We start from the raw sequence: 23,457 nt of genomic DNA on the forward strand, positions 1-23,457 counted from the left end.
CATGCAATCAAAAATCTATAGACGCCAAGCTTCAGGTTTTACTTTAATTGAAGTTATGGTGGTGATTGTTATTTTAGGTGTGTTGGCAGCCTTAATTGTTCCTAATGTGATGGGACGCGGTGAAAAAGCCAAAGTGGATACCACCGTTATTACGCTTAAAGGGGTTGCCGCAGCATTGGATCAATATAAATTGGACAATGGTAAATACCCTTCGATGCAAGAGGGTGGACTTGACGCTTTGGTGAATAAGCCTGAGTCTGCAAAAAATTGGTTGCCAGGCGGTTATGTGAAAGGTGGATATCCCAAAGACAGTTGGGACAATGACATTCAATATGTTGCACCTGGGAGCGATGGACGACCATTTGATTTATATTCTTTTGGTGCGGATGGACAACAAGGTGGTGAAGAAACCAATGCTGATATTCAGTATCAACCTTAATTGAGAATTATTATATATTGGCTTTAATTGAATATATCATTACAGTGCATAGCTTATGCCAATAGACACTGTAATGATAATACATCTTAATTTAAAATTAATATCTAAGTTTTTGATTTTAAAATATTAAATATAATAAAAATGGTTGAGATTTATAATAAGAATTATTCCCATATTTGTTGATTACAAATAATGTAAATTATGGATAAAAATAGGCTTTTTATTTATTTAAATCCTTGCATAATGTTCTTAATGGCAACTGATTTGCCTGAGGAGAATAGAATGAAAGCATTAACCTTGTTGGATGACGTTAGCCAATTCCATTGGTCGATGCTCAAATCTGTTCTTTTGATTTTGAGTATGCTTCCTGTTGCTCAAGGTGTTTTAAGTCTCTGGCAATCGACTGAAGGCAGCAGTCAAATTATGGTAGGCTTCTTTGCAATCAGTCTGTTCAGTACATGGGCAGTTTTGAGCTTTTGGTCCGCGTTAAAAGCAACCGTACTCACACTCGATCAAGTACAGATTACAGCATTAGAACAAAAAGTGGTTATGGTCTATCGTTATACCCCGATGCTCTTTTTAGCTGGGATGGTGTCCTATTTGGTCAGTCAAATTTAATACTGACATGCATCATTGTGATAAAAAGCCGAGCATATATGCTCGGTTTTTTATTGCGTCATGAAGAATGGCAGAAAGATAGGATCACTTGTCTGTTTCGTCGTATATGATCCTAGTGTTCGCTCTCTATACTGTAAAAAATATAAAGATAGAGTGAAATATGGAACAGATTGATTGGGCAGATTTTTTAAAAGTCGAGCTCCGAGTCGGACGTATTATTCAGGCCGAAGTCTTTGAGCAAGCACGTCAGCCTGCTTATATTTTACATGTCGACTTTGGTCATGAGATTGGCATTAAGAAATCGAGTGCACAGATTACTGAGCGTTATCAACCTGAACTGTTATTAGGTAAATTGGTGGTGGCAGTGGTTAACTTTCCGAAGAAACAAATTGGTCCTATCCAATCTGAGTGCTTAGTGACAGGCTTTCATGATTCAGATGCAGGCGTGGTGCTGTGTGTGCCTGATACAGATGTTCCAGTAGGTACCAAGTTACTGTAGCTGAAAAAGAAAAACCCAAGCGCAGCTTGAGTTTTCCTTGGAAAAGTCTGATCTAACAATAGGAATTATCGACGAGACTTAAACGATACATCGACTTTACGTGGACGATAGATCCAACCCAAGATCAGTAAAAAGACTGAAAAACCTAAAATTGGCCAGTCACTTAAACGGGTATATAGGGTTTGACCTTGCATAGCAGGTAGTTCGCCACGAAGCACGGTTGCCACATCTTGCGGAGCACGCTTTACGATATGTCCCTGATAGTCAATAAATGCCGTCACACCTGTATTGGTGGCACGGATAAACCAGCGTCCATTTTCTTTGGCGCGCATCTGCACCATCTGTAAATGTTGTAAAGGGCCTGCGGTTCCCGTAAACCATGCATCATTGGAAACCGTCACCAAGAAATCACTTTGGCTGGCATTGCGACGCGTCAAGTTCGGATAAGCCACTTCATAGCAAATGGCTGCACCTAAATGTTGCTGATGAATAGACAGCGGTTTTTGCTGTTGCTCGCCACGTGAGAAACCACTCATCGACGGATCATTTTGCATAGCTGGCAAGACCCATTTCAGTAAACCAGATAGCGGAATATATTCACCAAAAGGCACCAAACGTTGCTTTTTATAGAGGCCTTCAGCTTCAGCACCATTGGCCATAATGCTGTTGTAGTATAGGGGGCGACCTGCCACTTCAGAGCCTGAAATATCCCAATACGGAATACCCGTGACCCACGCCGTGTTGCTTTTCTTGGCTTGCGCAGTCATCGCACCTAAAAAGGGTTCAATATCACTTTGGAACATTGGAATAGAGGATTCAGGCCAAACAATGAGGTCACGTCCCCATTCTGTTTTAGTCAAATCGGCATAGATTCCGAGTGTTTTCAGTTGATATTCAGTGAGCCATTTTAAGTCTTGTGGAATATTGCCCTGAATTAAAGAAACCGATAGTGGTGGCGTATTTTTTGCGGAGACGAATTCAATTTTTGATGCACCCCATGCACCAAGTACCAATAAGGCAGAAGGAATGACCCAGAAGATGCGGCGGTTTAAAACTTCGACCAGTGCACAGGCCAAAACCAAGACCACAAACGACACCCCGAAGATACCAAATAATGGCGCATAACCATCCAGTAAACGTTCGGTAAAGGCATAGCCTGCAAACAGCCAAGGGAAGCCTGTGAAGACCCACGTTTTTGCCCATTCAAAAAGCACCCAAAGTGGGGCGAAGGTCAGTGGTGTTTCAGGGAAAAAACGGCGGTAAATAAAGCTTTGGACAGCCGTGAATAAGCCCATGACCAAGGCCATAATCCCGATCATGCCAACACTTAAGGCACTATTGGTATCGCCATAGACATGAATGGAAGTATAGAGCCAAAAAGCCCCCACGAACCATAGGCCAAAACCATAGGCCCAACCAATGCCAAAGGCCTGCTTTGCACTGCGTTTGCGTAAAGTCGCATAGAGCAGTGCTGGGGATAGAATTGCCAACCACCAATAGTAATACGGAGCCAGTGCAAAACTAAAAATAGCACCAGAAAATAAGGCAATTAAAAGCGGATAAATTAAAGGTAACTGTTTTTGTTGTGAAGTAGGGGTTAACAGTTTGTCAAAGTAAGCTCTCATTTACGAACGGCTCGAATCAGATGAATAGAACGTGCATCTGCTTCTACAATGGTAAATTCCCAATTTCCAAGATCAATCACCTGACCTTGTAAATCACTCACTAAACCAATTTTTTGAAGCAATAAACCGCCCACAGTTTCAACCTCATCATCAGAAAAGTCTGCATCTAAAAGATTGTTAAAGTGTTCGATTGGTGTAAGTGCCTGAACCAGCCAAGTATTTGCCGTGGTTGGGTCATTGTCAGGAATAATATATTCCGCTTCTTCATCAATTTTGTCGTGCTCATCTTCAATTTCACCGACAATTTCTTCCAAAATGTCTTCTAGCGTTACCAAACCTGAGGTTGTACCGTATTCGTCAATCACCACTGCAATGTGTGTTTGGGTATTTTTCAACATGCGAAGCACTTGGTCTGAACGTGCGCTTTCAGGCACAAATAAAGGCTGGCGCATTAGCGCACGTATATCCACTTTATTGTTTGGTTCAGTCAAGAAAGGCAATAAGTCTTTCGCTAACAAAATGCCGACGACATTGTCAGGTTGATCTGATGAAAAGACTGGGAAACGTGAATGTGCTGACTCAACCAAAGTATGTAAAATGTCGAGTAACTCATCATCTTCTTGTAGGCTGATCATGGATGTACGCGGTGTCATGACCTCGCGGACTTTGGTTGCTGGAAGGTCTAATACGCCTTCTAACATCGCAACAGTGTCGGGTTCTAAAAAACGACGTGAATCTTGAACTAACTTTAACAGTTCATCGCGAGTTTCTGGCGCGGTACCTAACCATTTGCGTAAGCCACGCATTCCCCACGACGGGCCTGATTCCTCGTGCATGATCTTTCCTAAAGACGCTTAATATCTAAAAAACTTAATTTTATCATACCGTAGAAAACACAGTTGTCTATTGTAATTAAGCAAGGATTGAGTGAATGATCAGATCAAATGTTTTGAAATAGCAGACTTGAGCCGTCGAAGGGTGATTGAATTGAAATGTAGAAAGGTGAGTTGTGTTAAAATTGGTAGGTTTTTAAATTTTTGAGTTTGAATATGTCTGATTTGGAACGAAGCCCAAGCATTCAATTAAACACCCGTGGTTTACGTTGTCCTGAACCTGTGATGATGCTGCATCAGGCCATTCGTAAGTCTAAATCGGGAGATGTGGTTGAGGTGTTTGCAACGGACAATTCAACTTCTTGGGATATTCCCAAATTTTGTATGCATCTTGGGCATGAATTGTTATTACAAGAAGAACGTTTAGATGAAAATGGCAATAAGGAATTTCATTATTTGGTTAAAAAAGGTTAGGAGATTTGTCTTGGCCTTTTAAAATGAGCTTGAGTAGAGAAAAATAAATAACGTTCATCCAAGCAAATCAGAATGAGAAAAATAACTGTATTCTTATGGGCTCATATTTTTGCATTATTTTGTTCAATTTCTTGGGCAAAATCTTGTGAAGTTCCTGTAGACACGATGAATGTTGCAGGTTTAAAAATTGGACAGCATATTCGTTATGATCCACATTCTAAAATGATTGTTTCATACAGTTTAAGTTTTTTAGATGGGCCTCTTGCGACGTATGAAACCGATTTAGATGTTTTTAAAAGTCGAGTCTTAAAAAAGATTTCAGGTGGCGCAAAACGGCTGGAAACAAGTTGAAAATAAATATGTTTATCAGTGTGATGATTATCGGATTGAAATTTATCAAGATCATGGAGTTGGGCATACTGCGATAGGGCCAACGGTGATGGTTTTTAGCAGAAAGTCAGATGCCTATTAATTAAAAAAATCCCTTCAGTGCTGAAGGGATTTTTTTAATCTAAAAGAGATCACTTGTGCGGAAATATGCCTCAGCGTAAGCCTCTTTTAACATTACATGTTCGGGTATGAGACACGGTTAGCAAAGTAACCGCTTTGCCGTGTCGCAAGGAATTACATATTCGGGTAATTCGGCCCACCACCACCCTCAGGAGTTACCCAAGTAATGTTCTGAGATGGATCTTTAATATCACACGTTTTACAGTGCACACAGTTAGCCGCGTTAATTTGGAAACGCTTCGAACCATCGTTATCTTCCATAATTTCATAAACACCAGCAGGGCAGTAGCGCTGAGCTGGCTCGTCCCATTTTGGTAAGTTTATATTTACAGGAATAGAAGCATCAGTCAGTTTCAAGTGTGCTGGCTGATTTTCTTCATGTACGGTATTCGATACAAATACTGAAGATAAACGGTCAAAAGTCAGCTTACCATCTGGTTTTGGATAGTTCGGCTTAAATGTTGCCGTATCTACAGTTTTCAGTGTACTGAAGTCAGGCACTAAGTCATGCAATGTAAATGGGACTTTAAACACGTTCTGGTCGATGAAGTTAAATGCACCACCACCGAACGTACCAAATTTGTGCATTGCTGGGCCAAAGTTACGAGAACGATATAACTCTTCTTTTAACCAGCTATTGTTGAACTTGTCTGTATAAGCGGTTAACTCTTTTGCAAAGAAGTCTTCGCCTTCAAGCACACGTGCAATGGCAAGATCACCACCTTTTTCAACGCCTGCTTGAATCGCTTCGAATACTGCTTCGCCGCACAACATGCCAGACTTCATAGCCGTGTGAGAGCCTTTAATTTTAGCGAAGTTTAGGAAGCCTGCATCATCACCAATTAAAGAACCACCTGGGAAGCTAAACTTCGGCAGTGAGTTGAAACCGCCTTTCACTACAGCACGTGCGCCATAAGAAATACGCTTACCACCTTCAAGATACTGCTTAATCAGTGGATGCGTTTTCCAGCGTTGCATTTCTGCAAATGGATACATGTGTGGGTTTTCGTAAGATAAGTCCACGATCATACCCAAAGTGACTTGGTTGTTTTCAGCGTGATATAACCACCAACCACCAGAAGAACCTGTTTCAGCTAGAGGCCAACCTGCACCGTGCATCACCAAACCTGGCTTGTGTTTCGCAGGGTCAATTTCCCACAGCTCTTTGATGCCGATACCATAGTGTTGAGGGTCTGCATCTTTATCGAGATCGAACTTGGCAATCAGGCGCTTACCTAAATGACCACGGCAGCCTTCAGCAAAAATCGTGTATTTGGCATGTAGTTCATAGCCTGGGGTAAAGTTATGTGTTGGTTCACCATCTTTACCAATTCCCATATCACCGGTTTGGATGCCTTTAACCGTACCATCAGCGTGATAAAGAATTTCAGATGCAGCAAAACCTGGGAAAATAGAAACTTCTAATTCCTCAGCTTTTTGGCCTAACCAACGCACCACGTTACCAAGTGAAATCACATAGTTGCCATCATTATGCATGGTTTTAGGAACCATCCAGTGCGGCGCTTCTTGTGACTTTTCAGCAGACATTAAGAAATAGGTTTTATCTTCAGTTACTGGAACATTTAAAGGCGCGCCTTCTTCTTTCCAGTTAGGGAACAACTCATTGATCGCACGCGGTTCGAGCACAGCACCTGAAAGGATATGCGCACCAACTTCAGAGCCTTTTTCTACGACACAAACGGACAGATCATTAAGGTTGTTTTCAATTGCAAGTTGACGAATTTTAATCGCAGCAGAAAGGCCAGCAGGGCCTGCGCCTACGATGACTACGTCAAACTCCATCGATTCACGTTCGATGTGTTCCATGTAGGACTCCTCATATGGTTAAAGGTGGCAACCGTTTTGACTCAAAGAACGGTGCTGCCATGAGTGTTCTTAGTTCCCAGACACAAAATTTATCATCGTGTCTTTTATATTGTGAGCTAGTATAGGTTTAAACCGAGTTCTAGCCAATTGGCTGAATCATATTATTTTTCCGTCAGACAGGCATGAATTTTATGGATAAGCAGCACAACTCAGCAAATCCGACGAAAAAAGTAGCTATTGCTGATAATAAAAACTTAACTGATATTGCACAATACATAAAAGATGGACAGTCCGGTCACAAAAGGTCAATCCCTCCTTTAGATCAATGGCACCCAAAGCATTGTGGTGCAATGGATTTGAAGGTTTTGGCCAATGGAGAATGGTGGCACGAAGGTCAATTGATCAAACGTCCAGCCATGATTGAGCTGTTTGCAACCGTGCTTTGGAAAGAAGAAGATAAGTTTTATCTTAAAACCCCTGTCGAGCAGATTGAAATCGAGGTTGAAGATGAGCCTTTATTTGTCAATCAGGTCGATCAAGTCGAAATTGCAGGAAAAATCTACCTACAACTGACCACGACCACACATGATGTGGTGATTGTTGATGAAGCCCATCCCCTTTTTATGCGTGCCTTCCAAGGGGAGCTACGTCCTTATGTGCATGTTCGCTTTGGGATTAATGCATTGATTCAGCGTGCTGCTTTTTTTCATTTGGTGGAAATGGGTGAGCTAAGCGACGATGCAGATGGACAGGCTAAACTGTGCTTACAAAGTGGTGATTTGCTATTGCAATTAGGCACCTGAGGTTTAAGCTTGATTGATCTTCTAACTTTATACTGCAACGAGTCCCCATGAGTGCCATTCAGCCCTTATTTCCCCTGATCAACCCCATGCCAAAAGCGACAGCCGATGCGCCAATCGGGATATTTGATTCGGGAATAGGTGGCTTATCCATCGCTCAAGAAATTGCCAAGCATTTGCCGAATGAACGCTTTATTTATTTTGCCGATACTGCACACGTGCCTTATGGTCCACGTGATGACCAAAATATTCGAGAGCTGTCTGCACATGCTATTGAATGGTTGTACCGCCAAGGCTGTAAAGTTGCCGTTGTAGCATGTAATACCGCTTCAGCCTTTAGTTTGGATTATTTACGTGAACATTATGGCGATAGCTTTCCGATTATTGGCCTTGTTCCTGCCTTGAAGCCTGCGGTACTACAAAGTAAATCTAAAACCGTGGCTGTACTAGCCACTCCTGCGACTTTTCGTGGACAGCTCATCAAAGACGTCGTCGAAAAATTTGCGCAACCTTCGGGCGTTAGCGTAATTCCTGTGACTTGTTTAGATTTAGTGCCTTTTGTTGAGAGTGGCGCACAGATGAGTGTGGCATGTTTAGCCATTTTAAAAGATATTTTACAACCTGTTGTCGATCAAGGCGCAGATTACTTAGTTTTAGGCTGTACCCATTACCCTTTTTTGAAAATAGCGATACAATCTATTTTTGGTCAGAAACTGACATTAATTGACTCTGGGCAGGCAGTTGCACGACAAACAGCCCGTATTTTAATCAAAAATGAGTTATTATTTGAACAAAATCATGCTGATGATGTTCGAATCGAATGTTTTGTCAGTGGAAATAACGCAGAAAGTTTAAGACCCATCTTAGAACTTCTGCTTGAACCAGAATTAAATTGGACAATTTCGAATATATCGGATTGATTTTTATAAAAATGAGTCTAGTATTTTGATATATAGTCAAAAAATTGAAACCTAACATGCTTGAGTTAGTCGCTGTATCCATCTAGTTAAAATTGGGGGATGGGATACTGCGAAAAATAATGAGGATAACCGATGCTCGATAAGCGTTATCAAGTTTTTATTACGACCTCTGGAAGTGAAATGCAACCAGAACGGATGATTTTGGCCCAGACTTTAGTAGGTATGGGTTTTTTTTCTTGGGGATTAGAACAACGGACACCACTTTCAACGGCTTTTGCACGCCGTCAGATTGATGACTGTGACTATGTCATTTTGTTGCTTGGAAGCAAGTACGGTGAGCAGTCTGTATCGGGTGTGGGCTATATGCATCTCGAATACATTTATGCAGTGACCAAACAAAAGCCGATTATTGTCTTTATGCATGATGATCCAGATGCGCGTGATCCTAATTTGCATGATGACAAGCCTGAGTTACGTGAAAAATTCAAAGATTTTAGAAAACTACTGCAGCAAGAAGTTGATCAGGTTTTTACGTATAGAACGATGCGTGATTTGGAGATGGCTGTTCGTTTGAATATGACCCAGATGTTGGAGCGTTATCCTGTATCAGGCTGGGTTCGTCCACAGAATACCCAAGTATTGCATGACGAGATAGATAAGCTCAAAGCGAAGGTAATGCAGTTAGAAACCGAAGCAGGTAAACGCGAAGTCGATCCATTCCTGACATTGCCGAAAGTAGCTATGCATGAGTTTTTTGTATTTGATTATCGGATGCATGCTTATCAGGATGGAAACTTTAAGGAACTGAAAATTCAAAAGCAGATGACCTGGGCACAGTTACTCTCGGTTCTGGGTTCGACATTTATTCATCCAACGCCTGAAGAGTATTTTTCAAAACGCATGAATGAATATTTAAATGAAACGGGTTTAAATGATGCACGGCAAGAAATGCCACGTGCGCATGCGGTTGCTCGTTCACAAATTAATATTCGTGCCTTACATAGTATTAAAATGCAAATGCGTCAAAATGATTGGATCATTCAGTCGGGTCGCGACGATCGTCAACGTATGCTTTGGCAGTTGACCCCAAAAGCCAGTAAGCTTTTGGAGAGTAATTTATTGGAAAATGATCGGGCTTTCCAATTTCAGTCTTCGTAGTTATCCATTTAGAAAATGAAAGGAAAACTGTTACAGTAGGGACATTCAAAAACGAGCAACGAGGGCTGAATGTCTACTGCAGCAAAAGCAAAAGTGACTGTTATTTTGGCAAATTTGGGGACGCCAGATGCACCGACGGTTTCCGCAGTGCGTCGCTTTTTAGATCAGTTCTTATCTGATTCGCGTGTGATTGAAATTCCCAAACCGCTTTGGCAGATTATTCTTCGTTTATTTATTTTGCCGTTTCGTCCGAAGCGCGTTGCCCATGCTTATGAAATGGTGTGGGGTAATGACTCGCCAATGCGAGAGATTTTGCTAACCCAAGTTACTGCATTAGAACAGCAACTTCTTGTGGATAATCCCGAATTTGAATTGAATATCGTCCCTGCAATGACCTATGGCAATCCAGGTATTCAGCCTTTGCTTGCTGAGTTGAGTCAAAAGCCCCAAGATCATATTGTGCTTTTTCCTTTGTTTCCGCAGTACTCTGCAACATCTAGCGCGCCTTTATATGATGCTTTCGCGAAGTGGATTCCCAAGCAACGCAATTTGCCGGGGTTGAGTATTATTCGCGATTATTATCAGCACCCTTTATACATTCAGGCTTTGGCGCAAAGTGTGCGCGATTTCCGTGCTGAACATGGCGTGACTGAAAAGCTATTAATGTCTTTTCATGGTATTCCACAGCCTTATGCCGATAAAGGCGATCCCTACGCCGACCGTTGCCGCATCACAGGGCGGTTGGTGGCAGAAGAGTTGGGACTGGCAGAGAATGAATGGGCCATCAGTTTCCAATCCCGCTTTGGCAAGCAAGAATGGGTAAAACCATATACCGATGCCTTACTGACCGAATGGGCAGAGCAAGGAGTGAAGTCGGTTCAAATTATGAGCCCTGCGTTTTCAGCGGATTGCTTAGAAACTTTAGAGGAATTGGCGATTCAGAATGCTGAATTGTTTTTGTCTCACGGTGGAGAGCGGTATCAATATATTCCAGCCTTGAACAGCCGCGGAGATCATTTGCAATTGCTCAATACTTTGGTTCAGGCTAATCTTGATGCCTTAAAACAGACATTAGCCAGCAAAACGAATTGAGGTTGACACGCTATGTTGCAAGTTAAAATTGTGCCTGTAACGGCATTTCAGCAGAACTGTTCGATTGTTTGGGACAGTGACAGTAAAGAAGCAATTTTAATTGATGCAGGTGGAGAGCCTGAGAAACTTAAAGCTGAAATCGAAGCGTTGGGTCTGACAGTAAAAGCGCTGTGGTTGACGCATGGACATTTAGATCATGCGGGTGCTGTGGGTGCATTAAAAAAACTGTGGGATGTCCCTGTGATTGGCCCGCATAAAGAAGATGCTTTTTGGTTGGATATGATCCAAGAAGTTTCGCAGCGTTATGGTTTTCCTATTCCAGAAAAGGTAGATGTCACGACATGGCTTGAAGGCGGGGAAGTTCTTAAACTGGGAAATGAAGAGTTTGAAGTGCGTTTTGCCCCTGGGCATACTCCTGGTCATGTGATGTTTTATAATAAGAACTATGGATTACTGTGGACAGGCGATGTGTTGTTTAAAGGCTCAATAGGTCGTACCGACTTTCCGCGTGGTAATCATCAGCAATTGATTGACTCTATTCAGCGCGAATGCTTTAGCTTACCTGATGAGACACAGTTTATTTCAGGACATGGCCCAATCAGTACCATCGGCTTTGAAAAAAAACATAACCCTTTTGTGGCAGGAAAAGCAGGCTAAGTGTTTCGCTGTCTAGTTGAAAATAAAAAAGTCAGCTGGTGCTGACTTTTTTATTTTCGAAATGGATTATTCAAAATGTGTTGAGTTTCGAGAGCAAACACGATGGAGAATAAGGCGAATAAGAGTCCAACAGAAAGGATCAACAGATCTTGTATATAGATGCCAAACATCAAGCTACTGACCGAAAGTAAAGACGCAATAATCACAATAATTTTACTGAGTAGATTCATCTTTTCCTCCCCCTATAAGGTTTATTTTTATGATTTATTCAAATGTGAGTGAGTAAAAACCTAAGGAGGATTATAGATGAAGAATATTATTTTTGAATAAATATTGATCAATTAAATAGTGAACAATTCTCATCAAAATATGAAAAATATCATGAAATAAGGCTGACTATTCTTCAGAATTATCGGCCTGTGGAGCATCTTGTGTTGGGAGGCGATATTCATCGTTTGCCCATGCGCCTAAGTCAATTAGCTTACAACGCTCTGAACAAAATGGGCGGAATGCGTTATCTTCCCATTGGCTCATTTCACCACAGCGCGGGCATGGAAACGTATGTGGCATGATGTGCTCCAGATAAAATTTTCGGATTGAAATAGGCAAAAACGTTGGCAGTTGTTAGACTGATGCGGTTTTTTCTTAGTTTGATCTGATTATGCCAATTCGTCAATTTCAAGCCCAGCGTATGCAAGCCCCTCGTGATTTCAAAATGATCAGCCGTGATCCTATTTGTGTGGAAATTGGGGCGGGCAAGGGTAAACATGCCTTATTGTTTACGGCCAATCACCCTGAGAAAAAGCTGATTGCAGTTGAGCGAACCCGTGAAAAGTTTGTAGCGATGCAGAAACAACATGGCTTGGAAGGTCAGCAGAATTTACAACTGGTACATGCCGATGCTCTGCCGTGGGTGGTGCATGCTTTGCAGCCACAGCAAGTTGAGCAGTTCTTTATTCTTTATCCGAATCCTGAACCGCATAATCCTGCGCAGCGCTGGTTGAATATGCCATTTTTTGAATTTCTGATTTCACGTTTACAAATGGGTGGACAAATCACTCTAGCCAGCAATATTCCAGAATATATCGAAGAAGCACAGCAACAGTTGATTGAGGTATGGAAATTACCGTTTGTGAAAGAGCGCATTGCGGATCATTCTGCACGTACGCATTTTGAAATTAAATATTTAGAACGAGGCGAGCTCTGCCAACAGTTGATCATCACCAAACCTGAAGGTTATTGCACACGTTTTGACGTGTTTCAGGCTTTGCAAGGTCTGAACTCACAGGCGCAATCTTCAGATCAAGCTGAATAAATCATGCCAAAGCGTATTGCAATTATTGGGGCGGGCCCAGCAGGTTTGATGGCGGCAGAAGTGTTGAGCCAATATGAGGTTCAGGTCGATGTATTTGAACAAAAACCGTCTGCCGCACGTAAGTTCCTGATGGCGGGTAAAACAGGACTGAATATCTCTCATGCCGAACCTGTGGAGCAGTTTATCGGTCGTTATGATCAAGCCGAATGGTTGGCGCCTTGGATTCGTGAGTGGGATGCCGCATGGATTCAAGCATGGATGAAAGGTTTAGGCATTGAGTCCTATGTTGGAACGTCTGGGCGTATTTTCCCGATTGAAATGAAAGCTGCGCCTTTACTGCGTGCATGGTTGAAACGCTTGGTTGAGTCAGGCGTCAAGTTTCATTATCGTCATCAATGCCTCAGCCTCAAAGAGCATACGCTTGAAATCAAGTCTTTGATCAGTGATCAAGTACACAGCCAGAGCTATGATGCCATTGTCTTGGCCTGTGGAGCAGTGTCATGGTCTCAGCTCGGTAGTGATGGTGCATGGCAAGATTGGTTGGATGGCGATGAAATTGAACCTTTTCAAGCCAGTAATGCTGGGGTAGAACATGAATGGTCAAGCTACATGCAGCCCGTTTTCGGTCAACCCCTGAAACGTATCGCAGCATGGGTGGGTGATACAGAAAAAAGTATGGGCGATATCGTGATCACCCATTACGGTCTAGAAAGTGGTTTGGTCTATAAGCAAGGACGAGCGCTTCGCGCACAGCAGAAGCAACAACAGTCTTTAGTGTTAACGCTTGATTTACTGCCTGATGTCACGGTTCACGAATTGGCTGTACGGTTGAAACCCACGAAAAAACAGTCGTTAAGTAATGTTTGGCGTAAAGCTGGTTTAGATGCAGCCAAGGCAAATTTAGTACGTGAGTTGGTTGCAAAAGAACACTGGAATCACCCTGAACAACTGGCTCAGCAGATTAAGCAACTCCAGATTCCTTTAACTGGTTTTCGTCCGATTGAAGAAGCGATTAGTTGTGCAGGTGGTGTGCGCCGTGAGGTGCTGAGTTTGCAGTTGCAATTAAAATCTAATCCCGCCGTTTTTTTATGTGGGGAAATGTTGGACTGGGATGCGCCGACAGGGGGCTACTTACTCACTGCATGTTTTGCAACGGGACGTGCCGCGGGTAATGGGGTTTTGCAGTATTTGAATGTGGCAAAAAATTCGCCATAAGCAATGCAACTGAAAATCAGCTGTGCTAATTTGAATAAAAAATTCAAGGAGCATCATGATGTCAGATCTTCAGCAGTATGTGGGCAGTTGCCTATGCGGTGCAGTAACTTATCAAATTGATGGGCCGATTGGCGATATTGTCCAATGCCATTGTCAAAAATGTCGCAAGGCCAATGGAACCGCCTATGCAACCAATGCACCGATTGCTAAGGCGGATTTCAAACTGACGTCTGGTCAGGATGTTGTGAAAAAATATGCATCGAGTGCAGGCACAGAGCGCTGTTTCTGTGGCAACTGTGGTTCACCGATTATCAGCATTAAGGCCGACACTCCTGACTTTTACCGTTTGCGTATTGGCACTTTAGATACCCCTTTAGCGCAAAAGCCGACGCAACATATTTTTGTGGCATCTCAAGCTGAGTGGGACAACATTTGTGATGCATTGCCACAATATGCAGAGCGCCCGTAGTTCATTACTTGAATTCAGGGGATCGTATGATCCCTTTTTTTTGTCACTTAGTAGCCTGTAGCTGTTGTATCTTTTTGCTTAGAGTATTGCGACTGCCAGTGCTCAAGCTGTTCTTGAGCATGAATAAGTTCACCAAGACCTTTCACGTTCTGCTCTGGCGTAGCATTTTTATTCTGGATAATTTTGGCTTGGTTGTCCCAATATTGGTACATCAACGTTTGAATGTAGCGCCCTTGCTCTGTTTTCAAATCCAGCTCTTTCAGCATATTCAGCGCAGACTGAATGTTGTCTTGTTTACGTGTTTTTGCAAACTCATCTGTCAGTGTACCTGCTTCGCGCATTTTGATGAGTTCATCTTCCATTTCGTCACTCATGCTGCTAAAGCGTTGGTCATAGTCGACCAAGAGCGTAATATCGTGTGGATCATCAGCTGTTTGAGCAAAGTTTTTAACGGGTTCGGAGCTGAGTTCTTGCAGAACTTTATCATCGCTCGAAAGCGTGTCTTGCTCAGCACGTTCATCGGCCTTGTTACAACCTGTCAGGATTAAACTGCCACCTAAAACAAGCGGCAGTAGAACCTGTTTCAATGAAAGGGTATTTGGGTTCATGTCGGTGTCCTATTATTCTGCTATTTTTTGAAAGTGATAGGCATAGGTGATGTAAGGAAAACTGATTTCGTCCTGTGGCTGTTTGCCCGTGTACTGCAGCACAATTTGTTCAAACTGATGTTTTAAATCCTGTTGTTGCTCCGTAGGCATTGCGGCAATAAAACTGGTCGAAAGGAGACGTTTTGACACAACTTGCTCCACTGTACCTGTTTGCTGCTGTGCAAACTGATGCAAGCTTTTAAGCTGAAATAAGGTTTGATGTTCAAAAACTTTTTGCCATAGCCCGCTATGATAACGTGGGGTATCTCCTTCTAAAGGAGCAAGTCGTTCTGCCAGAGCATTGACCCAGTCGACTTGAGTATCGCGTTGATTCCAGACCAAGCCCAAATGCCCTTGCGGTTTTAGGACACGATGGATTTCGTTTAAACTGTCCATGTTGGCAAACCAGTGGAAGGCCTGCGCAGATAAAACGGCATCAATGCTTTGCGGAGGCAGGGGAATATGGTCACTAAAGGCTTGTAAAGTCTCTACCTGTGGATAAGCCAGTTTGAGCTGAGCTAACATTTCGGCAACAGGTTCGATAGCAGTGAGTAGTCCACTATGTGGAATCAGATAAGGCAGAAACTTACCTGTACCCGAGGCAAGATCAATCACATGTGAATCTGTGTTTAAATGCAGTTGCTCGGTGAGCCATGCATGGATCTCTTGTGGATAACTTGGACGCACTTGTTGATAAAGTTCAGCAGCTGCGCTAAACCCATGTTGTGCCGCAGGATGGAGTAATTGTGTCATATTTTGCGCTTTTTTATCTGCTCTGCATCTATAAAATAACACATTTGGTTCGATGAAATCGCTTATGCTGTATGGAACGAACATGACCTCACTTTATAGGAATGAAATCTCTCAGCATGGACATGGCGAAACAAATTATTTTTGAAGATGAACAGATTCGTGTCATTTTTTTACAGGGTTCATCGGACGAACTTATTTTCTCTTTTGGCGACCTGATTACCCGTGCCAAGGGAACGTCGATCAATGCAGAAAAGTCGCTGGCGAAGTTTGGCTTCAATGTGGTCGGCATTATGCCAAAACAAAAGTCATGGTTTCCAGAGTCTTCGATGTTGGCTATGTTGGACGCGATTCGCGCTTGGATTGCACCCTTTCAAACCCGTATTGCCTATGCAGGGTCAATGGGGGGCTATGCCGCGATTAAATACTCAAAGCTACTTGGATTTAAGCGCGTGGTGGCCTTGGTGCCACAGTATTCGATCGACCCTGAACAGGTGATGGATAACCGCTATAACATGTTCTATCAGCCTGAGTTGAACCATGACATGCAGGTACAGCCGAAGGATGTCTCGGCAGAGTGTGAATACATCGTTATTTATGACCCTTACTGCCCTGAAGACCGTGCGCACTATGAAAAATTACAAACGGTCGTGCCGAACCTGAAAACCCTGAACTTACCTTTTACAGGGCATGATGCGATTGCCGTTTTAGCCAGTTCAGATTTGCTACATGACTTTCTACGTCATGAGTTTGATGCGCCGTATTTTTATAAAAAAATTCGTGAAGTGAAAAAGAACAGCAAGTTTTATTACCGGAAAGTGATCGAAAACTTGTTGCCACGTCACCGCTTTTCTTTGGGACGCATTCTGAAAAATAATGACCTTGAGTTAGATGGTCAGTTTTTTGATAGCAAACTCAAACAAAGTATTATCCGTGAGTTACTCAGCAATCGACAAGTGAGCCAGACCGATCTACTGAAATTGGGCATTCAGGTCAATTTGCCACAAGAAAGTAGCTGTCAGTTGATGGATAATTTTGGACATGGTTTAGTGTTCAATATGATCAGTCAGAAAATTGAAAGCTATGCACCAGATGCTATTGCACTGAATCATAAGTTTCTGCTGCCGATTTTTGCCAAGGGCAATGGGTTAGTACATATTTACTATAACGACATGCGTTATACCATCGTCATGAATGACAGACAGATCATGAAATTGGTACATGAACAAGCCGAGTTGAGCGCTGGAATGCATCCATTGTTAATGAAAAAATACAGTGATTATTATCTGATTAGCTATAAGCAGTTTAACTTTAGCTGTGATGAATATGGTGGCTTTGATTTGGTCGAGGATATTCCAGAAACAGCGCAGTTTTTAGTCTCAAGCGATACTGAATCAGATGTGTTTCTATAATGTGCTCATGTGATTTATTCATATAGAGCTTTGGTCTAAAGCCAATCGCTTGTTTTCCGTCCTATTTGGTTTAATATGAAACTATTGTTTGTATTTTAAACAATGCGGATAAAGATCAAATAGGGTGGAAGCAATGCAAAGACATTGGTCGGCTGTATTTATAACATTACTGTTTATTTCAACATCACAAAGCGTACTGGCACAAAGTGTAGACCCCGCCTATCTGACATTCGGTGGTGGCTTAGTTCTTCTGCTGATCCTGACGTTTTATGTGATTAAACAGATCAGTATTTCTATTCGTATTCATCGTAATAAGCCCGTTAAATAGCGGGCTTTTTTCTGTGTGTGGTGGCTGTTTTTAGGTGGTTAGGGCAGTGTTTACATTGAAAAATGGGGTTGAGTTGGTTTAAATAAGCGTTCTATCATTATGCAAAACAACAGGACGTGAGCAATGAAAGCCGTATTTTTAGATTATGCATCCTTAGATAAAAATGATTTGGACTTTCAAGCACTGCATGCTGTTTTTGATGAACTGATCCTCTACCCAAGTACCGATGCTGAGACGCTTGTTGCGCGTGTGCAAGACGCAGATGTGATTATTAGCAACAAAGTGATGGTGAATGACGATACCTTAAAACAATGCTCTCAGTTAAAGTTGATTTTAATCTCTGCTACTGGCACCAATAACATCGATTTGCAGCAAGCCAAAGCGCAAGGTGTTGTGGTGTGTAATTGTCAGGGTTATGGCACTGCAGCAGTGGCACAGCACACTTTAATGTTGATGCTCAATCTTGCAACCTCATGCTTACAATACGACCGCGCGGTGCAACAGGGCGAATGGAATAAAGCTTCGCAGTTTTGCCTACTGGACTATCCAATTATTGAACTTTCCGGTAAGACCTTGGGTGTTTTAGGGTATGGGGAGTTGGGGCAGGCAGTGGCTAAACTCGCTGAAGCATTTGGCATGCGAGTTTTAGTGGGCAATTTGCCGAACCGTCCACATGCTGACTCAACTCGAGTGGGTTTTGATGACTTGCTGGCGCAATCGGATTTTGTCAGTCTGCATTGTCCATTAACCGATGACACGCTTAACCTGATTGATGCTCAAGCTTTCAAAAAAATGAAAAAAAGTGCCTTTTTAATTAATTGTGCACGGGGTGGAATTGTCAATGAAGCAGCTTTGGCAGACGCATTAAAACAGGGTGAAATTACGGGCGCTGCTACTGATGTACTAACCGTTGAGCCACCTAAAGAGGGCAATGTTTTATTAGATGCTGGTCTGTCGAATTTAATCATCACGCCACACAGTGCGTGGGGCAGTGTTGATGCGCGCCAGCGCATGGTGCAGCAGTTGGTGGAAAATGCTCAAGCTTTTCAAGCCGGACAGCCAATCCGTCGGGTGAATTAAATCAAATGATGACAACGAAAAAGCCCGTCAGATGACGGCTTCTTCGTTGTAGTTCTTTTTAAGTTTAGCTTTAATCCTATTTTTTAAATATTAGAAATTTAACAATTTTTAATAAATTTAGGATCGAAATATTGTTGCAGGTGAGTCAAAGTACGCTGTGTATCGCTATTTTCAGGATTCATGAGCATAAAATAACTTTGTTGGCGTGCAAACGCTTGAGCCTTTCCCTCTTCAGCATAAAATCCCCCATTGGGATAGGTCCAATGTGTTTCAAATGCTCGTAGAATTTTATTTTGATGAAAGTAAAAACTGCGTTGGCTTTGGAATGATTCACCATAAATTTCGAGTGTCAGCTTACACTGATCTTTAAGTTGATACAGTGAGGCTTCATTCCCTTCAGTTGATTTATATTCTTCATCCTCAATCATTTCAATAGATTGAAGCTTACGTCCCTCAGCCTCATGACTGTACTGTGGCAATATTAGATGCTGTTGTAAAAGATTCAACGTTGCAGCGTGTTGTGGCGTAGGAATTTTAGAATAAGTAAATAACGCTATAAGTACTAAAAATATTCCAATAATGATGCCAATGATTATTTTCATGAAAATTTTTATGATTATGTGGCTTTTATAGGTCGATGCTAGAGCCTAAGCTCAATAACTTCAAAAGTTTTTTTGTTTTTTTAGTCAAAAGCCCATCAACTGATGGGCTTTTTTTTCATTAAAGCTTAGTCACTTTAATTTCTTCTTCTGCTTGAGCAGGTGTAAATGATGACGGTGCTTGGGTAATCGTGGGTTCATTTAGGGTTTGGGGCAGGACAGGCTGTGGAGATGAGACTGAAGGTGCTTGAACCGCAGGAGCATCTACGGGTGCAGATGAAGGTTGACTCAAGCTGCCTTGGTAAATGGGAGCGGGTTGATCCGTTTGACCAGTAATCACTTGCTTGGTTTCATGCAACTTTTTATTCACATTTTGGGTGACTTGCTGTCCTGTTTCTTTGGCTTGTTCTGCGGTGTTGTTGGTGATGGTTTTTGCGCTGTCCAAGGCTTTGTGTGCAGAAGGGCGAATTTTTTGGATGACTTTTTCTGTTGCAGTACCAACTTTTTCCGCCGTGTTAATCACACCTTCTTGAGTTTTATAAGCCCAAACGTGAAAGATGTTGGGATTTTTACCATAAGGCGTAATAGGCTTTTGTGCTTGCTGAGTAGTGGTTTCTGTTTGTGCCCATACACCTGCTGTTGTCATTAAAAGAGTGCAGAAGAGTGTTGTTTTCATCATGTTCATAGAGCAGTGTACCTCTTGGGCTATCGTGCATAAATCAGCGTTTTAGCATAAAGCCTCTTTGTGTGAATTTCATGTGCTTGGTTGTAAATAAGCGTTGTGTGCAAATGTCTATAGCGAAAAAAGAGCCCAGCATGCGGGCTCTCTCAACTCTGGAGGAGTTTAACTTTTACTTCGCGCCAACGGCAGCATCCGCAGATGAACCAACTTTGGCTTTAGCGACAGGCGTGTCTACTTGGAGCTGAGCTTGCCCATTTATGTCAGCACGTTTGTGTTGACCACTGACAGCCTGCTTAGTTTCCTGCCATTTTTGTTTGGTCGCTTGTTGGCCTTGTTTCGCTTTATCCGCTATATAGTGACCACTTTTTTTGGTGTTATGCTCAACAGACTGTTTAACGTCACCAGCCTTATCTTTTACGACAGCAGATTTTTCAGCTGAAAATTCTTTGGTGTCTTGCCATTTTTCTTTACTAAATGCTTTGGTTTTGTCGACACCATGTTCAACCGTTTCTCCTGTCGCATGCGCGACATGTTTGACATCATGTTTTAAGTTTTGCAATACGCTTGGCTGCGAGGTTTGGACTTGAACATTGGCCGATGTATTGGCTGCGGTATTTGCAAAAAGGGATGTGGAGGCTAAAAGTGCAGTGGTTAAAGCCGAAGCGGTGAGTGTTTTTGTTAAAACTTTCATCTTTGATTTTCTACCTCTTATGACAGAACCCGATGAGGAGTTCAGAACAGCAGTCATCATAGACAGAAAAGAGCTCAAAAATAGCATTTGATATGAAAGTCGCACAATGCGGCAACAGCGCATGAACAATGGGCTGAAAATTGTGTCGTTCAGTTAATTCATTAAAATTATGTAAGTTTATGCGTGGTCGTTGTTTTAAATGTAAAGAGTATGGAGACTAGCGTTGAAATAAAAGATATGAAGCGCAAGGCATTTGAGAGGAAGTCATCACTGATGTTGCACCAGTGATGACGATTTACTTAGTTACATTGCGCTAAGGCTTCTTTTGCAAAGTGATTACGTAGAGCTAGGAAGTTTTTCTGTACTTCTGCATCGTGTAATTCAAATTTGGTTGCTGTGCTTGTGCCATCGAGTGCAAAGGTTGCTGAGCCACCTGTGATGAGAGTGTAGTCACGGAACGCCCACTGTTCTACGACTTTGCCCGCTTTGAGGTTGCCAGTAAATTCGATGACGCATTTGTCTTCAAATTTGGTGAGTTTTGCTTTGTTATTGGTTGTGTCCGGATAGACTTCAATGTCTTGGACTTCTTGTAATACACCAGCTGTCAACTGTGGAATCGTTGGTTGAGATGTACATGCTGTAATAGAAAGGGTAGCAAAAGTAGCGAAAAGTACAGTTTTTAATTTCATAAGGTTCGTTCTTGTTGCGAGTTGTTAGGTTGAGTATAGGGAATGAATTTATAAAAGCCTAGGTTTAAAAGTAGGGGCAGCTACTTTTTTATAACAAAGCAGCTGCAATTATTATTTTAATCTTCGATTGATTGATTCAAGTAGTTTTTCACAATTTCTAATTTCATCTTGTGTTAAATCTTTAGATGAATGTTCTCTAGCCCAGTTTAGGAAAGCTTTTGATAACTTAAATTTAGAAAATTTTGGATCAGCTTTTTTGAAAATATCAACAACGGTTTTATCAGATGCTAAATCCTCGGAGCTAATTTGAATAGCATATTCAGTGAAGAAAATTGAAGCTAAAGTTTCACGTATAATATCTTCAATTTCAGAATTTTTAATTTCACGTGATAAAAACTCTTTAGTTCTAAGAATATTCTTAGTACCTAATGCATGAACTACAACTTCTTGCTGTGCAGCTTTATCACCTGCTGAGTCAGAGTCTAAGAGAGCTACAGATTTCAAATCATTATTACTCAGCATGGATGCGTAGTATGAAATTTTTGCAGAAGTGCCTACTGGCAGAAGGGCAATATTTTGATCTAAATTTTTATCAAATAAAGAGTTGATACCCTCTAAATACCATAAATCTGTTAACCCTTCTAAAAGTACATTCTTTTTAGCTGTAAACATGCTTTGAGCTAAGTTATAGCCTAGAGCTTCTTGTAATGGGAAAAGTGCAGCAGGATCATTGGAAATAATAGTATTATTAACTTTTGTACCAATTGCTCTATCTGTTAATTCTACAATTCTGACTAAATCTAACTCATCCTGAGAAATCATAAATGGTGAATGTGTTGTATAAATAGTTTGATTCTTCTCAGCTAATTTACTAATGGTTTTAATAAATTCTTTTTGCTTCAAAGCGTGTAAACTAGTAGCTGGTTCATCTAATAAAAGAATGCAATTTTTATAATCATTATCAGCTTGTGATTCAAAGACTATGAAAAAAGAAACCATCCATTGGAAGCCTTCAGACCTTTGATCAAGTTCTATTTCAGCTCCTAATCTATCAGTTACTGCAACTTTTAAATATTGACCATCGGCAATTACTCGAAGTTGGGATGCTTCATCTTTTGAATTATTCGGATTCCAAATTTCTGTAATGGAGTTTGTGAGTCTTATACTTGACGCATTTAATTTATATTGGCGCTCATCTCGTTTTTTTCGGAATTCATCAGTATCAGTACTATTATTTTCTACTCCTAAGTTTGATAGCTCTCTTGGTGTGTAGCCAAGAAATTTTAGTAATGATAAATTTCCATAGTCGTAATATTTGTCATCAATAGTTTGTCGCTCTTGCCTATCTGCCAATTGTTGTAAGTGTATGAGTGGTTTAACTTTTATATAATTGTTGAAATATATGAATTTGGGAAGTTTTTTATTTAGGATTCCTAAAAGTTCAGCATGAAATATGTTTTTCTTAGCTAGTTGAGTTAGTTCAGCGATTCTATTAATTTCTTTCTCATTATCATCATCTATCTTTAATTCCGATTTTTCAAGAAATTGAATAAATTCTTTTGAATCTTGCTCAGAAATAGGAAATACATCATATTTATTCTTTTCTAAAAAACTTTCTATAGCCGTAATTATCTCTTGGGAGGTTGGATTTATTTTTAGAGCTTCGATAAGTCGGAGTGTTGATTTTCTAATATCACCAAAAGTTGTTTTGGAAAAATTTTGAATATCATGAGAACAATAATCGTAGTTTTGATTCCTGACATATATAAAGGTACTATAATCAATCAGATTGTCTACAAAATTAGGTAATGTCTCTATTTCTGTTATATCTGATTGTTCTAGCGCAAACCAACCTTTCACTAGAGGTGTCTTTTTTAATTCTTCAGCAGATTTATTTTGTACATATTCAGAATATTTAGAACGAGGGAAGTCTCTTAAAATATCAACTTTTTCAATATCACTTGCTGGATTTAAGTTATTAATAGCTTTTAATAGTGCTGTTTTTCCTGCTTCATTGATGCCAACCAATACCGTTTTGATCTTTTCAATCTCAATTTCGCCACTATCTGAAATACTTCTATAATTTTGTACATGTACTTTGACTAGCTTCATTTTTATTGCTCAAAAG

Annotated in this window: 28 protein-coding genes; 16 read left to right on the forward strand and 12 right to left on the reverse strand. The window is 41.2% G+C overall.

Going from position 1 to position 23,457, the window contains the following annotated elements; all coding sequences use genetic code 11:
- Nucleotide 1: 1 nt before the first annotated feature.
- The 3 genes from gspG (at nucleotide 2) to ACE01U_RS06565 (ending at nucleotide 1,556) form a co-directional block, all read left to right on the forward strand.
- Complete coding sequence (gspG, locus tag ACE01U_RS06555) at nucleotides 2-439, forward strand: type II secretion system major pseudopilin GspG (RefSeq protein WP_086209809.1); 438 nt, start codon at nucleotides 2-4, stop codon at nucleotides 437-439.
- A 282-nt stretch (nucleotides 440-721) separates the two neighbouring features.
- Nucleotides 722-1,057 carry a hypothetical protein gene (locus tag ACE01U_RS06560; RefSeq protein WP_086209661.1) on the forward strand — a complete coding sequence of 112 codons (336 nt, stop codon included), beginning with the start codon at nucleotides 722-724 and terminating at the stop codon, nucleotides 1,055-1,057.
- 160 nt (nucleotides 1,058-1,217) lie between these two features.
- Nucleotides 1,218-1,556: a tRNA-binding protein gene (locus ACE01U_RS06565; protein ID WP_119064121.1), complete on the forward strand. Its 339-nt coding sequence runs from the start codon at nucleotides 1,218-1,220 to the stop codon at nucleotides 1,554-1,556.
- 65 nt (nucleotides 1,557-1,621) lie between these two features.
- Here ACE01U_RS06565 and lnt read toward each other — a convergent pair whose 3' ends face one another.
- Both lnt and ACE01U_RS06575 read right to left on the reverse strand, forming a co-directional pair.
- Complete coding sequence (gene lnt, locus ACE01U_RS06570; RefSeq protein WP_395578990.1) at nucleotides 1,622-3,181, reverse strand: apolipoprotein N-acyltransferase; 1,560 nt, start codon at nucleotides 3,179-3,181, stop codon at nucleotides 1,622-1,624.
- Nucleotides 3,178-4,017, reverse strand: a complete 840-nt coding sequence (locus ACE01U_RS06575) for a CorC family transporter (protein ID WP_395578991.1) — start codon at nucleotides 4,015-4,017, stop codon at nucleotides 3,178-3,180. Before ACE01U_RS06575 ends, lnt begins: the two co-directional genes overlap by 4 nt.
- A gap of 213 nt (nucleotides 4,018-4,230) precedes the next feature.
- Between ACE01U_RS06575 and tusA the strand changes: the two genes are divergently transcribed.
- Both tusA and ACE01U_RS06585 read left to right on the forward strand, forming a co-directional pair.
- On the forward strand, nucleotides 4,231-4,488 hold the full coding sequence (tusA, locus tag ACE01U_RS06580; protein ID WP_086209657.1) for a sulfurtransferase TusA: 258 nt from the start codon (nucleotides 4,231-4,233) through the stop codon (nucleotides 4,486-4,488).
- A gap of 72 nt (nucleotides 4,489-4,560) precedes the next feature.
- A complete protein-coding gene (locus ACE01U_RS06585) occupies nucleotides 4,561-4,839 on the forward strand; it encodes a hypothetical protein (RefSeq protein ID WP_395578992.1) in 279 nt (92 codons plus the stop codon).
- A 273-nt stretch (nucleotides 4,840-5,112) separates the two neighbouring features.
- Here ACE01U_RS06585 and ACE01U_RS06590 read toward each other — a convergent pair whose 3' ends face one another.
- Nucleotides 5,113-6,825: an electron transfer flavoprotein-ubiquinone oxidoreductase gene (locus ACE01U_RS06590; RefSeq protein WP_395578993.1), complete on the reverse strand. Its 1,713-nt coding sequence runs from the start codon at nucleotides 6,823-6,825 to the stop codon at nucleotides 5,113-5,115.
- Between the two features lie 191 nt (nucleotides 6,826-7,016).
- On the opposite strand from ACE01U_RS06590, the gene ACE01U_RS06595 reads away from it, so the two are divergent.
- From ACE01U_RS06595 to ACE01U_RS06615, 5 genes are all read left to right on the forward strand, one after another.
- A complete protein-coding gene (locus tag ACE01U_RS06595) occupies nucleotides 7,017-7,628 on the forward strand; it encodes a DUF1285 domain-containing protein (protein WP_395578994.1) in 612 nt (203 codons plus the stop codon).
- 47 nt (nucleotides 7,629-7,675) lie between these two features.
- Nucleotides 7,676-8,545 (forward strand): glutamate racemase, encoded by an 870-nt coding sequence (murI, locus tag ACE01U_RS06600; RefSeq protein WP_395578995.1) that lies wholly within the window; start codon nucleotides 7,676-7,678, stop codon nucleotides 8,543-8,545.
- Nucleotides 8,546-8,677: 132 nt separating this feature from the next.
- Nucleotides 8,678-9,703 carry a DUF4062 domain-containing protein gene (locus ACE01U_RS06605; RefSeq protein WP_086209652.1) on the forward strand — a complete coding sequence of 342 codons (1,026 nt, stop codon included), beginning with the start codon at nucleotides 8,678-8,680 and terminating at the stop codon, nucleotides 9,701-9,703.
- A 69-nt stretch (nucleotides 9,704-9,772) separates the two neighbouring features.
- The gene (gene hemH / locus ACE01U_RS06610; RefSeq protein WP_395578996.1) at nucleotides 9,773-10,795 is read left to right on the forward strand and encodes a ferrochelatase; all 1,023 of its coding nucleotides are present in this window, start codon (nucleotides 9,773-9,775) and stop codon (nucleotides 10,793-10,795) included.
- A 12-nt stretch (nucleotides 10,796-10,807) separates the two neighbouring features.
- Nucleotides 10,808-11,452: an MBL fold metallo-hydrolase gene (locus ACE01U_RS06615; RefSeq protein WP_395578997.1), complete on the forward strand. Its 645-nt coding sequence runs from the start codon at nucleotides 10,808-10,810 to the stop codon at nucleotides 11,450-11,452.
- Between the two features lie 50 nt (nucleotides 11,453-11,502).
- Here ACE01U_RS06615 and ACE01U_RS06620 read toward each other — a convergent pair whose 3' ends face one another.
- On the reverse strand, nucleotides 11,503-11,682 hold the full coding sequence (locus ACE01U_RS06620; RefSeq protein ID WP_110974278.1) for a hypothetical protein: 180 nt from the start codon (nucleotides 11,680-11,682) through the stop codon (nucleotides 11,503-11,505).
- Nucleotides 11,683-11,848: 166 nt separating this feature from the next.
- Nucleotides 11,849-12,022 (reverse strand): DNA gyrase inhibitor YacG, encoded by a 174-nt coding sequence (locus ACE01U_RS06625; RefSeq protein WP_086209648.1) that lies wholly within the window; start codon nucleotides 12,020-12,022, stop codon nucleotides 11,849-11,851.
- An 85-nt stretch (nucleotides 12,023-12,107) separates the two neighbouring features.
- Between ACE01U_RS06625 and ACE01U_RS06630 the strand changes: the two genes are divergently transcribed.
- From ACE01U_RS06630 to ACE01U_RS06640, 3 genes are read left to right on the forward strand one after another with little or no spacing between them, the layout of a single operon-like run.
- Nucleotides 12,108-12,767 carry a class I SAM-dependent methyltransferase gene (locus ACE01U_RS06630; RefSeq protein ID WP_395579050.1) on the forward strand — a complete coding sequence of 220 codons (660 nt, stop codon included), beginning with the start codon at nucleotides 12,108-12,110 and terminating at the stop codon, nucleotides 12,765-12,767.
- 3 nt (nucleotides 12,768-12,770) lie between these two features.
- Nucleotides 12,771-13,982 (forward strand): TIGR03862 family flavoprotein, encoded by a 1,212-nt coding sequence (locus ACE01U_RS06635; RefSeq protein ID WP_395578998.1) that lies wholly within the window; start codon nucleotides 12,771-12,773, stop codon nucleotides 13,980-13,982.
- A 58-nt stretch (nucleotides 13,983-14,040) separates the two neighbouring features.
- Nucleotides 14,041-14,451: a GFA family protein gene (locus ACE01U_RS06640; protein ID WP_086209645.1), complete on the forward strand. Its 411-nt coding sequence runs from the start codon at nucleotides 14,041-14,043 to the stop codon at nucleotides 14,449-14,451.
- Between the two features lie 47 nt (nucleotides 14,452-14,498).
- Here the strand turns inward: ACE01U_RS06640 and ACE01U_RS06645 are convergent, their stop codons facing one another.
- Together ACE01U_RS06645 and ACE01U_RS06650 are read right to left on the reverse strand one after the other, a co-directional pair.
- Nucleotides 14,499-15,059: a hypothetical protein gene (locus ACE01U_RS06645; protein WP_291372394.1), complete on the reverse strand. Its 561-nt coding sequence runs from the start codon at nucleotides 15,057-15,059 to the stop codon at nucleotides 14,499-14,501.
- A gap of 12 nt (nucleotides 15,060-15,071) precedes the next feature.
- Nucleotides 15,072-15,851 carry a class I SAM-dependent methyltransferase gene (locus ACE01U_RS06650; protein WP_395578999.1) on the reverse strand — a complete coding sequence of 260 codons (780 nt, stop codon included), beginning with the start codon at nucleotides 15,849-15,851 and terminating at the stop codon, nucleotides 15,072-15,074.
- A 122-nt stretch (nucleotides 15,852-15,973) separates the two neighbouring features.
- Here ACE01U_RS06650 and ACE01U_RS06655 point away from each other — a divergent pair, with 122 nt between their 5' ends.
- The 3 genes from ACE01U_RS06655 (at nucleotide 15,974) to ACE01U_RS06665 (ending at nucleotide 18,668) form a co-directional block, all read left to right on the forward strand.
- Entirely contained in the window at nucleotides 15,974-17,260 is a 1,287-nt protein-coding gene (locus ACE01U_RS06655; protein WP_395579000.1) for a hypothetical protein, read from the forward strand.
- A 133-nt stretch (nucleotides 17,261-17,393) separates the two neighbouring features.
- Nucleotides 17,394-17,588 (forward strand): hypothetical protein, encoded by a 195-nt coding sequence (locus ACE01U_RS06660; RefSeq protein WP_395579001.1) that lies wholly within the window; start codon nucleotides 17,394-17,396, stop codon nucleotides 17,586-17,588.
- 123 nt (nucleotides 17,589-17,711) lie between these two features.
- On the forward strand, nucleotides 17,712-18,668 hold the full coding sequence (locus ACE01U_RS06665) for a 2-hydroxyacid dehydrogenase (RefSeq protein ID WP_395579002.1): 957 nt from the start codon (nucleotides 17,712-17,714) through the stop codon (nucleotides 18,666-18,668).
- A 98-nt stretch (nucleotides 18,669-18,766) separates the two neighbouring features.
- On the opposite strand, the gene ACE01U_RS06670 is transcribed toward ACE01U_RS06665, so the two are convergent.
- The 5 genes from ACE01U_RS06670 to ACE01U_RS06690 all read right to left on the reverse strand — a co-directional run bounded on the left by ACE01U_RS06670 (nucleotide 18,767) and on the right by ACE01U_RS06690 (nucleotide 23,441).
- Nucleotides 18,767-19,270 (reverse strand): hypothetical protein, encoded by a 504-nt coding sequence (locus ACE01U_RS06670; protein ID WP_151706457.1) that lies wholly within the window; start codon nucleotides 19,268-19,270, stop codon nucleotides 18,767-18,769.
- 118 nt (nucleotides 19,271-19,388) lie between these two features.
- Nucleotides 19,389-19,952: a hypothetical protein gene (locus ACE01U_RS06675; protein WP_395579003.1), complete on the reverse strand. Its 564-nt coding sequence runs from the start codon at nucleotides 19,950-19,952 to the stop codon at nucleotides 19,389-19,391.
- A 166-nt stretch (nucleotides 19,953-20,118) separates the two neighbouring features.
- A complete protein-coding gene (locus ACE01U_RS06680) occupies nucleotides 20,119-20,640 on the reverse strand; it encodes a hypothetical protein (RefSeq protein ID WP_395579004.1) in 522 nt (173 codons plus the stop codon).
- Between the two features lie 299 nt (nucleotides 20,641-20,939).
- A complete protein-coding gene (locus ACE01U_RS06685) occupies nucleotides 20,940-21,329 on the reverse strand; it encodes a hypothetical protein (protein WP_086209636.1) in 390 nt (129 codons plus the stop codon).
- 111 nt (nucleotides 21,330-21,440) lie between these two features.
- On the reverse strand, nucleotides 21,441-23,441 hold the full coding sequence (locus ACE01U_RS06690) for an AAA family ATPase (protein WP_395579005.1): 2,001 nt from the start codon (nucleotides 23,439-23,441) through the stop codon (nucleotides 21,441-21,443).
- Between the last annotated feature and the right edge of the window lie 16 nt (nucleotides 23,442-23,457).

The sequence above is a fragment of the Acinetobacter halobius genome, from assembly GCF_044130335.1.
Classification (GTDB): domain Bacteria; phylum Pseudomonadota; class Gammaproteobacteria; order Pseudomonadales; family Moraxellaceae; genus Acinetobacter.